The sequence below is a fragment of the Nitrospira sp. genome (genome assembly GCA_030653545.1).
In the GTDB taxonomy this organism is placed as follows: Bacteria; Nitrospirota; Nitrospiria; order Nitrospirales; family Nitrospiraceae; genus Nitrospira_D.
Window position 1 is genome coordinate 99,442 of the sequence record JAURZE010000005.1, and the last position, 14,734, is coordinate 114,175.

Sequence of the window (14,734 nt, forward strand, 5' to 3'; positions counted from 1 at the left end):
CGCGGACACACGGGCCGGGTGCATGAGCGCACAGAATTTGAAGGTATCCAGCTCAACATGATTCGTACGACTGTTTCCAGAAGCCTGGGGCGTTTGGCGTCAGGCCGCACAGCATGGCTGACGCTTCCCTCCCCACAGAGTTGAACGCACCTCTTCAGCCTGGTGACGATCGTTCGCTTGCCACCTTGTTCTATCTGTTGTGCCCCAACCATTTCGCGCTCGCGCTGTGACCGGCATGCTAACTGCACTGCCTGATTGCGACATCGCGGCGACGATCCTGAGTGGGAAAAAGAAGGACGTATAGACGGGATGCATGACTACAGAGCAACAGATCGTATCCTGGACCGGGCTGCGCGCAATCCCGAGTGCGCCATCGAAGATGGCATGCGCTTCTGTCTGGCATCCTGCCTGGAACCAGGCGTTCAGTGAAATCGATTGGATGAGTCGAACTGGGCAGGTGGGGTTGATGGTGAAAGGGCCAGGACTGTATGCGGTGACCACGGCCACGCTGCCGACAAGGATGACAGCATGACGATGCATAAACTTGTGATCACGCTCGCTGTCGTTGGCGGTCTGGTGTTGGCGTTTGGAAACGAGGCCTGGAGCGACGAGAAGGCTGGAAAGAACAAAGCGGAGACAAAGGACAAGATCGAGATGGCGGCGGCGGCAAAGGTCACCATCGAGCAGGCTGCCAAGACTGTCTCCGATAAAGTGCATGGCAAGGTTATCGAGGCGGAGCTTGAGAAGAAGCATGGGAAGCTGGTGTGGGAAGTCGAGGTGGTGACATTGGAGAACAGACTCCTGACCGTGCATGTGGACGCGGATTCTGGCCGCGTCATCGATGTGGAAGAGAAAGAGGCAGAACGGGAGAAACCGCGCGAACGCAAGCGGGAGCATCAGCCATGAACGATGAGACGCCGAGAGGAAATCTCATGGATCGATCGAAGCTGTGGCTGATCATAGGGATGATCGGCGCGCTTTCGCTGGTCGGATGCACGCGGCACTATACGGGCGAGCACCTTACTCCATTCACGGCCAAGGTTGTGCTCAGCGGGTTGGGGATTGTCGGAGAAGCCACGCTCCTCGAAGCACGCGAAGGCCGGGTGCGCCTTCTGCTCACGCTGACTGGGACGCCGGCCAGCAAGCTGACTCCGGGACGTCATGCCATCCACATTCATGAGACGGGACAATGCGAGCCTTTTTCCGCCGCGCAGGGGCACTTCGATGGGAATGTGGACTCGGCCGCCAATCCTCAGGCCAATGTCAGTCCCGGCTTAGAGAACCATCCGTACCATCTCGGCGACCTTCCAAACCTTTTGGTGACCGAGTTGCCGAACGGGGAGCGCAGGGGCTCGCTGATCACAGTGACCAGCCGCATCACCTTGTCGCCGGGACTCAATACGCTGTTCGACCAGGACGGCAGCGCCCTCGTCATCCATGAGCTGGAGGACCAGTATCTTCCTGATCCGCCGAACAAAGACGCGCCCGGTGGACCCAGGATTGCTTGCGGCGTGATTATAAAAGGGTAACTCGGCACAATCGGATCGGGATCGGCTGAGATGGGGCGGAGGAAATCGTCTGACAAGCCGGGAGTCACCGATGGCGAGCGGAGCGGCTCTTCTCGGTTTCGCGATCATGGCGATAGGCCTCCGGGCGATCGCATCGTCCGGAGAGGATTCCTGGTTCCTGTGGTGTTTGGCGATGAGGCGCGCGCGCGTCCTGGTCTGAAACGCCCCAACCGTTTGCGGCATTCTTTTCGCTGCGTGGTAATCGCCCGATATAACGTGTGGACTTTCAGGGGTCTTATTCCAATGCCTGGTGGTGTGTCGCTGGCATTGAGCGTGCAGTCCATTGCTCAATGAGCGATGGTGCAGGATTTCTCCGGGGGAGCGAGAGGAGCAGGTTATGAATATGAAGAACAGGCTGAACGTATTCGCGTATGGACTGATGTTGTGCCTGACAGCCGGGTTGATCGAGTCATCCGCACTCGCTGAATCGCGCGTCACGATGCGGATTGTCCAAGGCGAGGTGGTCGCCACGAATCTCAAGGATGACCCCCCGGCCATCGTCGTGAAAGTGACGATGCCGAACCGGGAGGAACTCATCGTCGGGGCGACGGTGCCACCAGGTACTCACGTGTCGAGAGGCAAACGGGCGGTCGCGCTGGCCGAAATTCACGTGGGGGAGAAAGTCGTGCTGGGGTATCTGAAGCAGCCGGACGGTCTGACGGCTCGATCGATTCATGTCCAATAATGAGGAGGGGATGTCGCATGGGGCCTCTATCCGTGATACGCGCGACGGGTCTAATCGGGTGCGTGATCTTGCTGGAGATGCTGGCCGGATGCGCCGGCCGGAGAATCAACACCTCGGTGTCGGATCAGACATTTGTGCCCGGGCTATCGCCGCGGGTTGACGCGCCGGTCGTCGAGCAAGCGAAGGTCGAAGAAGCGACGGTGGCGCCTGTTGTGCCAGTGCCGCCCGCGTCCGTGGAGCTACCGAAGGGGGAACCTTCCGTTTCGCCCAAACCCCCTGCTGCTACGGTGGCGCCGCCCGCGCCGGCGCGGGTGGAAGAAGCGCGAGTCGCAGAAGAACCAATGGCACCGGCTCCCGCAGTCCAGCCGCTGTCGCTGGCCGATGTCTATTTCGACTTTGATCAGTATACCGTTCGGACTGAGGCGCAAGCGGTTCTGGAAGCCAATGCGCGGGCGCTGAAACAGGATCGTGCCGTCAAGATTATGATCGAAGGCCACTGCGATGAACGCGGGACGCTGGCCTATAACATGGTTTTAGGCGAGCGGCGAGCCAACGCGGCGAAGCGCTACTTGCAGGAGTTGGGTGTGCCTGCGTCGCAGCTCGAGACGGTGAGTTATGGCAAGGAACGGCCATTTTGCGCGGAACATAGTGAGGCCTGCTGGCAGTCGAATCGCCGCGCGCATTTCAGAAAGCCGTAAGAACGCCGGTCCTGCCTGGTTTCCACCGCCGGTCGATCGCAGGGGCGCAGGAAGCGGGGCCGGATCGCACAAGAGGGAGGTCATGTATGCGGAGTCTGATCGCATCGTTCGTTTCTGGTGTCGCCCTGATGGGTGCAGTCGGTTGCGCCGGGAAAGGCAACATCATTCCCATTCAGCTTCAGCCGGCCCCGCTCAGTGCGGGCCACGCGGCCAAACCGCCGGACGCCGTGCGGGTGTCGGTCGCGCCCTTTGAAGACCAGCGTCAGGAGAAGAATCGCCTCGGGGTCCGCACCCACCTGTGGGGAGGCGAAAGCGTGTTCAATGTGCCGGGCGGCTTGCCCGGCGAGGCGGCGGCGCAGGCGTTGGCGGACTATCTGGCGGCGAGAGGCTGGCAGGTCGTTAAGCCAGGCACCGCGGACAATCATGCCGATGTGATCCTCTCCGGGAGGATCCTGGATCTTGCGGTGGACGCCAAGAGCGGCGTCGGGTCGACGAAATTGACCGGCAGCTCCAGGCTGGCTGTTCAGGCGAGGAATACCGGCGACGAGAGCCAGGTGCGGATGACTTTGAGCAGCGCGGGCTCGGACCGCGTGTTCTGGTTCGTACCGGACGATGCCCAGGCGTTACTCAATGACATCCTTAACGAGAGCTTCGACAAGCTCATGCGCGACGTAAAGGTTGAACAGCGCAGGCTTAGGCTGCAATGACTATCGCGACGAGCAGCGTCGCCCGCGCGGCATCGTGGGCGCACGCGGGCCTGGCGAAGACTTCCGTGAGTTCCGGATTCCCTTCGAGGCCATCGCGACACTGTTACGGGAACGGATGTTGAGGGACTTGTGGAAGTGAGCGCGACGCCGTGCAGGGAAGGCTGGAAGCCGTGGCCTGGTCAAGTGGCGGAATGTTGCCGGTGTTCACGGAGGTCATCGAGCGCACGATGGACTACCAGGTTCGATCAGGTGATACGGTGCTGGGGATCGCCGGACGGTTCGGAGCGGACTGGCAGGCCGTGGCGCAGGCCAACGGTTTGAGAAATCCGGACCGCATCTATCCGGGCCAGCGGCTCATGGTCGAGATGAGGCGCATTGTCCCGGGTCTGTTGGAGCACGGGGTCATCATCAATGTGCCGGAAGCGATGCTCTACTATTTTGAGAACGGTAGGGTGGTCTTCTATGCCGGTGTCGGGCTCGGCAAGCCGGGCCGCTGGCGTACGCCGACGGGGCCATTCGTCGTCCGCACGAAGGAACGCCACCCGACTTGGGAAGTGCCCTTGTCGATTCAGCAGGAAATGGAAGCCGAGGGGCGGGTCGTGCTCACTCGCGTGCCACCCGGTCCGGAGAACCCCTTGGGCGAATTCTGGCTGGGGCTCTCGATCCCCGGCTACGGCATCCATGGCACGATTGCGCCGGCGAGCATCGGGCACTACCAGAGCCACGGATGTATCCGCATGCATCCGGACGACATCCGCCGATTGTTTGCCCTGGTCGCGGTCGGGACGCCGGGAGCACTCGTGTATCATCCGGTGAAGGTGGCTCGCGAGGAGAGCCGGGTCTCTGTCGAGGCACACCCGGATGTCTATGGGTTCAACCGTCCTCGCCTCCGCGAGGTTGAAGCGGCTTTGCGGGCGTTGGACGTTCCTCTCGACTGGAACCGCGTCAGCCAAATTCTGACGAAGCCCAACCGCATGGCCGAGAGGGTCTCTCTGGAGGCAGCGCTGGGTCGGCAGGTCAGAAAGAAGGACCACCTCGCATGAGTGCCAGCCGCGGACAACGAGCTACCACGTCTTACAAGGAACGGGAGAAAGCCCAGCAAGACCCTTATGCCATGCTTACAGCGCCGCGGGGTCCTCTCGTCTGCCCGCAGTGCCATGCCGTCTTTGCTAAGAAACGGTGGGTGCTCGATGAGGCCGAGTTCGCCAAGCTCGGTTCTGCTTCGACAACCAAACAGGCGCCCTGCCCGGCCTGCCGGCCAATCCGCGACCACTATCCCGAAGGGATTGTCGCGCTGCGATGGCCGGACCTGGACGAGCACGAAGCCGAGATTCGCGGGTTGATCGTGAACGAAGAAACCCGCGCGTTGGCGGTCAATCCATTGGCGCGGTTGATGAAGGTGGTCACGTTCAGCAAGCGCGAGATGGAGATCCAGGCCACGAGCGACCAATTGGCCCAACGGATCGGCCGCGAGCTGGTCCGGGCGTTCGGCGGGAAGGCGGCCTATCGGTGGGCGCATAAAGACAGGCTACTCAGAGTCGAATGGGCTGGCCCAAGTCCACCCGCCGCCCCCCGTTCGAAGGGTGCCAAGGGTTCTGTACCGCGATGATCAGGAGAGGACACATGCTGCGGAATACTCAAGCCACGCGCGGGCGCGATCGAGCTCAGCAGGAGGTCGGAGTTCACCTGATCGTTCTGTTCGTCCTTGGGTGCGGGCTGGCTGCGTGCAATCACATCTCGCTCGACCCGGCCCCGGTCGTGCCCACGGCACAGCCGCTGCCTTATTCGGCGCGAGTCGAGCTCACCGAGGTGGGCGCCTATCTGGTGCAGCCTGGAGCGACCATGATCGCGGATCCCCGCCTGCAGAATCATGTGACCGGGAAGCTGCCCTCTGTCGACCGGGCCAAACCTCAATGGGAACAGGCCGTCCTCGAGTACCTGGCCGCGCGCAAGACCTTTCGACAGGTCGTGACGGAGGGGCCGGCCGATCTGTCGATGACGCTCCGGGTGCTCATCTACGTCGATCCGGGCGTCTCCTTCAAGTTCAATCACGTCTATGTCGCCACGATAGAGGGAGCGCTGCGGGATCCGCGCAATGGCAGAGCGCTCATCGAGTATGCCGGCAAGGGCAAGGCTATCGGCGAGGTGAGCCGGGGTGGAACGGACGACGATCGAGACCCGATCAATCGAGCGGTCCGCGCGGCGCTCAACGATCTGTTTGAAAAACTGGAACGGGACAAGCGGTTGGAACATTTGTAAGATGCGATGCGCCAGGATGATTTCTGTGCGCGGGTGTTTCTTTTGCGACGAAAGGCGCCAAGTCCGATGAAAACGAGTCCTTCGCTCCATGTGCTGTGCGCCACGGATGGGTCCCCTGCCTCACATATGGCACTCCAACTCGTGCAACGCTTCCGCATGTCCGCAGCCTCGACCCTTACGATGCTCTATGTGTCCGAATTCGGAGTGTCCTATCCCACAGGGCTCGCCGCGCTGGAATTGCCGGAGGATCGCGGGGAAGCGGTGCTGGAGAGCGTGAAGCGGGGGGGGGAGGTGTCATCGGATTGGCAGGCTGTCCACTACAAATTGCTCCGTGGCCGCCCGGCCGAGACGATTCTCCTGGCGGCCAATCGACACCATGTCGATCTGGTTGCGGTGGGCGCGCACGGACGGTCAGACATCCAACAGTGCCAGTTGGGGAGCGTATTGCGCCGGATCGTCTTGTATGCGTCCTGTCCGGTGCTCGTGGTCAAGCAGCCGGTCGCGGCGTTGCGGCATGTCGTGATCGGCGTGGATGGCTCCCAGGAGGCGGAGGCCGCCGCTGAGTTTCTGCTGCGGCTCTCGTTGCCTGACGGCACGCGGGTCACGGTTGCGTCGGTGATACCCCCGCTGCCGTACGGGCAGGCGCCGTTGACGGAGGACCATGCGGCACGACTCCAACAGATTCATGGGCAGGTGGAGGAAGAAACACGGAAGAGCGTGACCCGCGTGGTGGAGAAGATCCGCGCACATGGCTGTCTGGCCAGCGGCGTGGTGGTCGCCGGTCATCCGAGCCATGAACTGCTGAAGCTTGTTGAGAGGGTACAGGCTGATGTGATTGTGGTGGGGTCTCGCGGGTTGACCGGCGACACACGCTATCTCATGGGGAGTGTGTCAGACAGCATTGTGCTGTATGCCCCTTGCGCAGTCTTGGTGTTTCGACAGAAGAAGGACGAAGGACATGCGAGTACGAGCGGGAACGTTCCATCGCGCGAGGCGTGACGCTCCCGCTTTGAACGCGATGGGGATTCTGGCCGTGTCACGTGATCACAAATCTCAGGAGGTGACGACATGATGGTGAAGATGAAAGCACCCAAGGACCCGATGGATTCGAAGGCGGCGGCGAAGAAGCGCGACGCCTCGCAGACCCGCGCGACGCTCGCCGGAGAGGTCATGCAGCAAGCGATCGAGCTGCCCAACGGCATGTGGGAGCGGATCTCAGCGAAGGCGTACGAACTGTGGGAGCAACGCGGCTGCCGCGAGGGCCATGATCTCCAAGACTGGTTCGATGCGGAAGGGATTGTGATGGACGAGATCCACGAAGCCCGCGAGTGATGAGCCGGTCTTTTCGCTGAACATGCTTGCGGCTATCATTCGGGCGAGGTGAACACCGTGCTTCGTAATGTGGGAATCGTGGAACGATGGGTCAGAGTCGTCGGGGGGATTATCCTGATGGTCCTCGGGATCACGCTGCCGATTCCGTTCTGGGTTGAAGAAATCGCGGAGACCATTGGATTGCTCGCCGTGGTCTCCGGGGCCGTGGGGTATTGTCCGGTGAAGCACCTGTATACGCGGAGGGGGCAAAAGCCTGGTGCCTCACGCTAGGGTGCCTCTGGCATGCAGCGATGACTCTATCTTCCCCCAGGTCTGAGTGACCGATCCGGCAGAGGTGAATATCCATGAAACAATTACCGATCAAACGAATCTTACTGGCCACGGATTTTTCGGGATGCGCGGAGCAGGCGTCTGACTATGCCGGGTTCCTAGGGCAGGCCTGTCCTGCAGCGGTGGACATTCTGCACGTCGTCGAGGTTCCGCCTGACCTGCATCCTGACGATGCGCTGGCTGAACGCTATTTCGATATGCGCCGCACACAGGCAGAGACGCCGCTCGATAAGTTGGTCCAGCAACTGGTTTCCATGGGAGTGGCGGCGCGGTGGCGGCAGCAACTCGGCATTCCGAGTCGGCTGATCAACCGGGCCGCAGAAGAGCTGGGCGCGGACCTCGTCACCCTGGGCGCGTACGGCAGCTCCGGCCTGAGCGAAGTGCTGCTGGGCAGCACCGCCCAGCGCGTGGTGCAGGGTGCGCCGTGTCCGGTGTTGACCGTTCATCCGGCGCCACTCCGTCCGTACGCTCCTTCGAGAGTGCGCCATATTCTGGCGCCGGTGGACTTTTCATTCTGTTCTCTCGATGCACTGGACTATGCCGCGCAGCTCGCGACGCACTTTGGAGCGATGCTGACGGTCTTGCATGTCATGGAGCCGGTGTTGTTCGAATGTGAGGGAGCGGCGGACTCCTTGGTTGTGGCGTCGCATCAGCGGGAACAGGCGGCAGCGCGGCTGGCGGATCTCTGCCACGTGCTTCAGGGCCAGGGCCTTGCCGTTGAGACTGCGATTGACGGAGGGAATACCGCTGAAGCGATTCTAACGGAAACGAACCGGCGGGGCTGCGACCTGGTCGTCATGGGTACACGCGGGCGACGTGGCCTGACCAGCCTGATCGGCGGCAGTGTCGCCGAAGGGGTCTTGCGCCACGCGACGATTCCAGTCTTGACGGTGAAGCACCTTCACGTACCGATAGAAGCCAGGTGTCTCTCGTCGGACCTTCGAATACGGGTCGGAGACCCGGTGCGGACAGGCGAACGAACCCACTAGCAGGGATCTGATCTGCAAGCAAGGAGGGTGTTATGCTCAAGCATCTCGGTATCACCATGGCAGTGCTTTCCATCGTCTTAGCGAGTTCCTGGACTGTGGCCCAGATCAGGCCGGGACATCCCGATCGAGGCGAGACGGTCTACAAAGAACAGTGCGTCCGGTGCCACGGGAAGCTGGGCGACGGCAATGGGCCTGACGCGCAGAACCTCATCGTGCGGCCGACCGATTTTCATACGGAGCGGTCGCGCGCGAAGACCGATTTTGAACTCCTGATCGCGATCTCGAACGGCGTGCTGTTCAGCCCGATGCATGCCTGGCGCGGCCGGCTGAAAGACGAGGAGATGATGGACGTGATTCAGTACGTGCGGGCCTTGGCGCCCGCCGGGCCGCATCTATGAGAGCGAAGGCGGTCATCCGGACGATACGTGTCGTGTGTATGACCGTGCGGATGGGCCGTTTCAGGCTTGGATAGGAGACGGAGATGCAGTTGCGGCGCATCCGTGATGAGGGGAGGGGAGAAAGGAAACCTGCAATGCACGCACGTTTGCTCCGTCCTGGGCTTCGAGCGACACATCTCGCTATCATTGGGCTCTTGAGCCTGTTGACGCTGGGTGTTGCGCCGAGCGCCTCACGCGCTGGATCCGTGGTCTATGTGATTCCGGTCGAGGGCGTCATCGACCTAGGCCTAGCGCCGTTTGTGGAGCGCGTGCTGGATGAAGCGACCGCAGCCGGCGCCTCAGCGGTGATTCTCGAGATTGACACGTTTGGCGGGCGTGTGGATGGCGCCGTCCTTATCCGCGATGCCCTGCTCCGATCAAAGGTCCGGACCGTCGCGTTCGTGAATAAGCGGGCCATCTCGGCGGGTGCGCTGATCAGTCTGGCTGCGGAAACCATCGTCATGGCTGACGGCGGCACGATCGGCGCCGCCACGCCGGTTCAGATCGGCTTGCCCGGCGCGCCGGCGCAGCCGGTCGAGGAGAAAACCGTCTCGTATATGCGGAAGGAGTTTCGCGCCACGGCGGAGAGCCGGAAACGGCCGCCGGAAATAGCTGAAGCGATGGTGGATGCGGATGTGGAGATTCCAGGGGTCATCGCGAAGGGCAAACTGCTGACGCTGACGACTGAGGAAGCGCTGCAACAGAAGCTGGCGGACTTTCGCGCCGACACGCTGGAAGCCCTGTTGAAAGCGCTGAATCTCTCCGACGCGGAGATTCGCCGTGCCTCGGAAACCTGGGCAGAGTCGCTGGTGCGGGTGCTCACGCATCCGGTCGTCAGCTCGATTCTCATCGCGGTCGGGATGCTCGGCATCATCGTGGAAATTCAGAGCCCCGGGTTCGGGGTGCCGGGCGCGTTCGGGCTGACGAGCCTTGCGCTGTTCTTGTGGGGGCATTGGTTGGTCCGTTTAGCGGGCTGGGAGGAAGTCCTGCTGATCGGGATCGGGCTCATCCTGTTGGTCGTCGAAATATTTCTGCTGCCGGGCTTTGGACTCTTCGGGGCGCTTGGCATTGCCGCGCTGCTCGGGGGACTTGGCCTGAGCCTCGTCGGGACGGGCGCGACCTGGGCCGTCGTCCTCTATGCGCTGGGACAGGTGATCGCCGCCGTACTGTTGGCCGGCGTGCTGGCTCTCGCGTTGCTGCGGGTTGTGCCGCGCCTGCCCTTTGGCCGGAAGCTCATTTTAGACACCGCGTTGTCGGCCGCGGGGGGGTATGCCTCCCCGCCGGAATCGGACAGCCGGTGGCTCGGCACGCGCGGGACTGCCGCCTCGACATTGCGACCGGCGGGGGTTGCCCATTTCGACCACGAGCGCGTGGACGTCGTCACCGAAGGCGAATACATCGAAGCCGGCGCCGCCATTGAAGTCATTCGAGTGGAGGGCAATCGCATTGTGGTCCGGCGCCTGGCACCGGATGGTGAAAGGAGTGAGTCATGAGCGAACTGGAAACCGGTCTATTGGGAATTCTGACAACGTTGATGCTGGTGGTGGCCGGCAGCGCCTTGCTGTTGTACCTGATCCCGCTCCGCCTGTGGATTGCCGCCTGGGCCTCCGGCGCCTACGTCGGGCTGTTGACCCTGATCGGGATGCGTCTTCGGCGCGTGCCGCCCGGGACGGTGGTGACCGCGCGCATCAGCGCGGTGAAGGCCGGACTGACCATTCCGCTCAACGATCTCGAAGCCCACTATCTGGCGGGGGGCAACGTGGTGAACGTCGTCCTTGCGATGATCTCCGCCGACAAAGCGAATATCGCGATGCCGTTCAAGCGGGCGGCGGCCATCGACCTGGCCGGACGCGATGTGCTGGGAGCGGTCAAGATGTCGGTCCTCCCCAAGGTGATCGAAACACCGCGCATTGCCGCGGTCGCCAAAGACGGCATTCAGCTCCACGCGATTTGCCGCGTGACGGTCCGGACGAATCTCGATCGGCTGGTGGGCGGCGCGGGCGAGGAGACGGTGCTGGCACGGGTGGGCGAAGGGATCGTGAGCACGATCGGCTCGGCGGAGACCCACAAAAATGTGCTGGAGAATCCCGATCACATCTCCAAGCATGTCTTGGCGAAAGGGCTGGATGCGGGGACAGCCTTCGAGATCCTGTCGATCGATATCGCGGATATCGACGTCGGCGAGAACATCGGCGCAAAGTTGCAGATCGATCAGGCCGACGCCGACAAGCAGATCGCCCAGGCGAGAGCCGAGCAACGGCGCGCCATGGCCGTCGCGCTGGAGCAGGAAATGCGCGCGAAGGTGGTGGAAGCTGAATCCGAAGTGCCGAAGGCCATGGCCGAGGCCTTTCGTCAGGGAAATCTGGGTATCATGGACTATTACCGGATGAAAAATGTGCAGGCGGACACTTCCATGCGGGATGCCATTGCAGGGACGGGCGAAGAGCCGCCCGGAGGAACCGAGAAGGGGGACCGCCCATGAGCCTCGATCAGCTGTTCATCACGTTCTTGATCGCCCTGGTGGTCTTCATCAATGTCGTTCTGCCGATGTTCAGGCGGGCGGCGCAAGAAGCGCAACAAGACGAGGGAGCCGAGGATGCGGAGCCGATCGTGCCTGCCGCTTCGGTGCGGAAACGAGTCATACCGGTCGGGAAGGGCCGGACTCGACCGTCTCAAGACCGGCACCATCGTCCCTTGCCGGTATCGGTAATCGCGCAAAGGCAGGATGTTCGACCAGTAATGCTTCGCGAAGCGCGCCGCGGCATGGTGCTGATGGCGGTACTCGGTCCCTGCCGGGGGGTGGAACGGTTAGCCTTACCGGGTGAGTAGGGTGAGCGTCTGAGTCCGGCCTTGACCTTCATTCGGTGCGGGGCCTGTCACGAGGATTGAGAAGGGAGGTGGACGGGTGTCTGTTGCACTAGGCCACAACGTGGACCGCCTTTTTGAGAAGTCTTTGTTGCCAGATCAGTCGCAGGTGAGGGGCGAGGGAGGAGAATTAGAATGAAGCTGGATAGGCTTTCTGGGACGGCCGGCCGTGACGGAGAGATGAGCGGAGTCTGCTTAACACGGGAGAATAGGCGATGAAAGTTGTGATTGCGCTGGACCGGTCTCGGCATGCTCGTGCGGCGTTTCAGTTGGTCCAGCAGATGCGTTGGCCGGCCGGATCGGTTGTGACTCTGCTTCATGTATTAGAAATCGTCACCATCTCCGGTGGCTGGCAGCTCCACTACCATCCTGAGTTATGGAAGCAGTTTGTGGGTGAACGGAAAAAAGTGTTCGGAAACGCTCAACGCTTTCTGGAGAGAATGGAAGCGCTGGTGCGTCCTGGAAGCGTCCGATTAGATGCGATGGTTAAATGGGGTCTGCCGCTGACAGGGATCATCGATGTCCTGAAAAAACAGCAGGCAGACCTTGTCGTCGTGGGCTCTCGCGGGCTCTCCGGTGTGCGGCGATTCCTGCTTGGAAGCGTGAGCGAGGGCGTGCTCCATTCGGCGCCGTGCTCGGTCCTGATCAGCCGAGGACCACGAAAGCGGGGCGCACAGCCGCCAGCCAAAGGCCTCAGGATCCTGTTGGCGGTCGATGAATCCGATCACGCGTTGGCGGCCGCACGATGGCTTCGAGCGCTGCGTCTATCGGCGGCGGAGGTGACCATTCTGCACGTCGTTGCGCCACCAGGCGATGGGACATCCCAGCTGCTGACTCTGACGGCACCGAAATTTCGTGAGGCCGCACAGGCCATGATTCGTGTGACAAAGGAGCGGGGGAGGCAGGTGTTGGAGCGGATGCGGAAGCTCGTGGCGCATCGCGGGCTGACCGTTCATCCAGCATTGGTCGAAGGTCATCCAGCAGAGGAAATCATCCAAGCCGCACAGCGAACGCATGCCGACCTGGTGATCCTCGGATCGCGGGGTATGACGGGGTTGAAGGGCGCGTTCCTCGGCAGTGTGTCACGGAAGGTGGCGCGGCATGCACCCTGTTCGGTGCTGGTGGTGAAAAGCTGAGTCTGAGAGACTCTCGAAGGCGCGCGACCAGGATTCCTGGCGTGGGCCTCTCGGATCATGGGGCTTTCTGGAAGAAAGCCTCTCCTGCTGTGATGTTGACGGATACGGCGCTCTGCCGGAACCCGCATTATCACCGGGATACGGGTAGGCCGAATACATTGGCCTATCCCGCGATGGCTGAACTGACCGGAGGGCTCTATGATGCCCTGTTGGAGTTGGATCGGGCGTCGCGCGCAAGGTCTTCCTCGCTCCCCGCTGGCGGAGGTCTGATCGGCGCCCGACACGATCAAGGATAGCTGTGACGAGAGGGCCTCTGTGTGAGCCGGAAACCGGGGTCACCACGAGGAGTCGATGAACTTATGACTTTTGAAGAAATCTTCTGGGGGTTTCTGATCGCGTTGGGCGCTGGAGCGCTCATCGGCCTGCAACGCCAGCAGTCCAGGGACGAGGAGAAAGGCCCCGGCGTCGGCGGCGTTCGGACCTTTCCGCTCATTGCGCTCGCGGGAGCCCTCTCCGCATTTATCGCACATACGATGGGGATGTGGCCCGTGCTGGGCGCCATGGGGGTGATCGGCGTCTTCCTGGCCATCTCGCAGTATCACGAGTCGAGCCGAAGTGCGGATCCAGGAGTTACCACGCAAGTGGCGGCCCTCATCACCTTTCTCCTGGGGGTCCTGGCTCTCTCGCCGGGGATTCCCTTGCCTGTCGGCGACCGCTATCTCCTGATTGTCGCCAGTGCCGGTGTGGTGATGGCCCTGCTGTCGTTCAAGGAGCCGCTGCACCAGGCGGTGGCCCGCATCTCCGATGACGATCTGTACGCGACGGCGAAGTTTGTGGTGCTCGCGGTGGTCGTTCTGCCGTTGCTGCCCAACCGCACCTATGGTCCCTTCAATGTCGTGAATCCTTTCCATGTGGCGCTCATGGTCGTGTTGATCGCAGGGATGAGTTTCCTCGGGTACATCGCGATGCGGATTGCCGGTCCGCGTCACGGTCTGCTGGCGACCGGCATGCTGGGGGGACTGATGTCCTCCACGGCCGTCACGATCAGCCTCGCGACGAAAGCGCGGGAATCATCGCCGGTGGTCGCGCTCGCCGCCGTGGCGACGCTGCTGGCCTCGAGCACGATGTTTCTCCGCATGCTCGTGGTGATCGGTGTGATCAATCCCGGTCTTCTCCCGGGTCTGGCATGGCCGTTGGGGATCATGGCGCTCGGCGGCTATGGGACGGCGCTGCTGTTCTATCTCAAGTCGCGTCAGGTTCTTCACGAGGTGCCTCCGGTGCTCTATTATAATCCGCTCGAACTGGGCACCGCGTTGAAGTTTGGCCTCTTCTATGCAGTCGTGATTGTCGTGGCCAAAGGCGCGCAGATCGGGCTCGGCGACCAGGGCCTCTACGCCTCCAGTGTGCTGGCCGGGACGACCGATGTCGACGCGATCACGCTCTCGGTGGCTCGGTTTCACCAGGAAGGATTGGATACGCGGACTGCGGCGACCGCGATCACGGCAGCGGCGATGACGAACACGATCGCCAAAGCGGCTCTTGCCGCCTGGTTCGGCGGCAAGGCGTTGGCCTGGCGTGTCGCCCTGGGCTTGGGGGTAGCCTTAGTCGGAGGCGCTGTGACGCTGGTCTTCACCACATAGCCCATAACGCAAAGTGGCTGGGAGCAATCATGGGGGGCATTATGTTCCGCTTGTACGCACAGAAGTCCCTATGTGGGTGCTTGTCCTG

At 62.0% G+C, this 14,734-nt stretch carries 19 protein-coding genes; all 19 read left to right on the plus strand.

Annotation, left to right across the window (positions count from 1 at the left end; all coding sequences use genetic code 11):
- The first annotated feature begins 528 nt into the window (after positions 1-528).
- Positions 529-906, plus strand: coding sequence for a PepSY domain-containing protein (locus tag Q7U39_00880; protein ID MDO9116484.1), 378 nt, complete (start codon positions 529-531; stop codon positions 904-906).
- A gap of 26 nt (positions 907-932) precedes the next feature.
- On the plus strand, positions 933-1,529 hold the full coding sequence (locus Q7U39_00885) for a superoxide dismutase family protein (protein ID MDO9116485.1): 597 nt from the start codon (positions 933-935) through the stop codon (positions 1,527-1,529).
- A 376-nt stretch (positions 1,530-1,905) separates the two neighbouring features.
- Positions 1,906-2,253 (plus strand): hypothetical protein, encoded by a 348-nt coding sequence (locus Q7U39_00890; GenBank protein MDO9116486.1) that lies wholly within the window; start codon positions 1,906-1,908, stop codon positions 2,251-2,253.
- 17 nt (positions 2,254-2,270) lie between these two features.
- Positions 2,271-2,951 carry a peptidoglycan-associated lipoprotein Pal gene (gene pal, locus Q7U39_00895; GenBank protein MDO9116487.1) on the plus strand — a complete coding sequence of 227 codons (681 nt, stop codon included), beginning with the start codon at positions 2,271-2,273 and terminating at the stop codon, positions 2,949-2,951.
- 86 nt (positions 2,952-3,037) lie between these two features.
- Positions 3,038-3,658, plus strand: coding sequence for a hypothetical protein (locus tag Q7U39_00900; GenBank protein MDO9116488.1), 621 nt, complete (start codon positions 3,038-3,040; stop codon positions 3,656-3,658).
- Between the two features lie 170 nt (positions 3,659-3,828).
- A complete protein-coding gene (locus Q7U39_00905) occupies positions 3,829-4,701 on the plus strand; it encodes a L,D-transpeptidase family protein (GenBank protein ID MDO9116489.1) in 873 nt (290 codons plus the stop codon).
- Positions 4,698-5,267, plus strand: a complete 570-nt coding sequence (locus tag Q7U39_00910) for a BCAM0308 family protein (protein MDO9116490.1) — start codon at positions 4,698-4,700, stop codon at positions 5,265-5,267. Before Q7U39_00905 ends, Q7U39_00910 begins: the two co-directional genes overlap by 4 nt.
- A 14-nt stretch (positions 5,268-5,281) precedes the next feature.
- Positions 5,282-5,917 (plus strand): hypothetical protein, encoded by a 636-nt coding sequence (locus Q7U39_00915; GenBank protein MDO9116491.1) that lies wholly within the window; start codon positions 5,282-5,284, stop codon positions 5,915-5,917.
- A gap of 66 nt (positions 5,918-5,983) precedes the next feature.
- Positions 5,984-6,916: a universal stress protein gene (locus Q7U39_00920; protein ID MDO9116492.1), complete on the plus strand. Its 933-nt coding sequence runs from the start codon at positions 5,984-5,986 to the stop codon at positions 6,914-6,916.
- Positions 6,917-6,985: 69 nt separating this feature from the next.
- Positions 6,986-7,249: a DUF2934 domain-containing protein gene (locus Q7U39_00925; GenBank protein ID MDO9116493.1), complete on the plus strand. Its 264-nt coding sequence runs from the start codon at positions 6,986-6,988 to the stop codon at positions 7,247-7,249.
- 57 nt (positions 7,250-7,306) lie between these two features.
- Positions 7,307-7,519, plus strand: coding sequence for a DUF2892 domain-containing protein (locus tag Q7U39_00930; GenBank protein MDO9116494.1), 213 nt, complete (start codon positions 7,307-7,309; stop codon positions 7,517-7,519).
- Between the two features lie 74 nt (positions 7,520-7,593).
- Positions 7,594-8,568 (plus strand): universal stress protein, encoded by a 975-nt coding sequence (locus tag Q7U39_00935; protein MDO9116495.1) that lies wholly within the window; start codon positions 7,594-7,596, stop codon positions 8,566-8,568.
- Between the two features lie 32 nt (positions 8,569-8,600).
- Entirely contained in the window at positions 8,601-8,966 is a 366-nt protein-coding gene (locus tag Q7U39_00940; GenBank protein ID MDO9116496.1) for a cytochrome c, read from the plus strand.
- A gap of 134 nt (positions 8,967-9,100) precedes the next feature.
- The gene (locus Q7U39_00945; protein MDO9116497.1) at positions 9,101-10,498 is read left to right on the plus strand and encodes an NfeD family protein; all 1,398 of its coding nucleotides are present in this window, start codon (positions 9,101-9,103) and stop codon (positions 10,496-10,498) included.
- Positions 10,495-11,487, plus strand: a complete 993-nt coding sequence (floA, locus tag Q7U39_00950; GenBank protein MDO9116498.1) for a flotillin-like protein FloA — start codon at positions 10,495-10,497, stop codon at positions 11,485-11,487. Before Q7U39_00945 ends, floA begins: the two co-directional genes overlap by 4 nt.
- Positions 11,484-11,834: a hypothetical protein gene (locus Q7U39_00955; protein ID MDO9116499.1), complete on the plus strand. Its 351-nt coding sequence runs from the start codon at positions 11,484-11,486 to the stop codon at positions 11,832-11,834. The genes floA and Q7U39_00955 overlap by 4 nt, the downstream gene beginning before the upstream one ends.
- A gap of 251 nt (positions 11,835-12,085) precedes the next feature.
- On the plus strand, positions 12,086-13,006 hold the full coding sequence (locus Q7U39_00960) for a universal stress protein (GenBank protein MDO9116500.1): 921 nt from the start codon (positions 12,086-12,088) through the stop codon (positions 13,004-13,006).
- A gap of 41 nt (positions 13,007-13,047) precedes the next feature.
- The gene (locus tag Q7U39_00965; GenBank protein ID MDO9116501.1) at positions 13,048-13,302 is read left to right on the plus strand and encodes a hypothetical protein; all 255 of its coding nucleotides are present in this window, start codon (positions 13,048-13,050) and stop codon (positions 13,300-13,302) included.
- Between the two features lie 63 nt (positions 13,303-13,365).
- Positions 13,366-14,646 carry an MgtC/SapB family protein gene (locus tag Q7U39_00970; GenBank protein ID MDO9116502.1) on the plus strand — a complete coding sequence of 427 codons (1,281 nt, stop codon included), beginning with the start codon at positions 13,366-13,368 and terminating at the stop codon, positions 14,644-14,646.
- Positions 14,647-14,734: the final 88 nt, after the last annotated feature.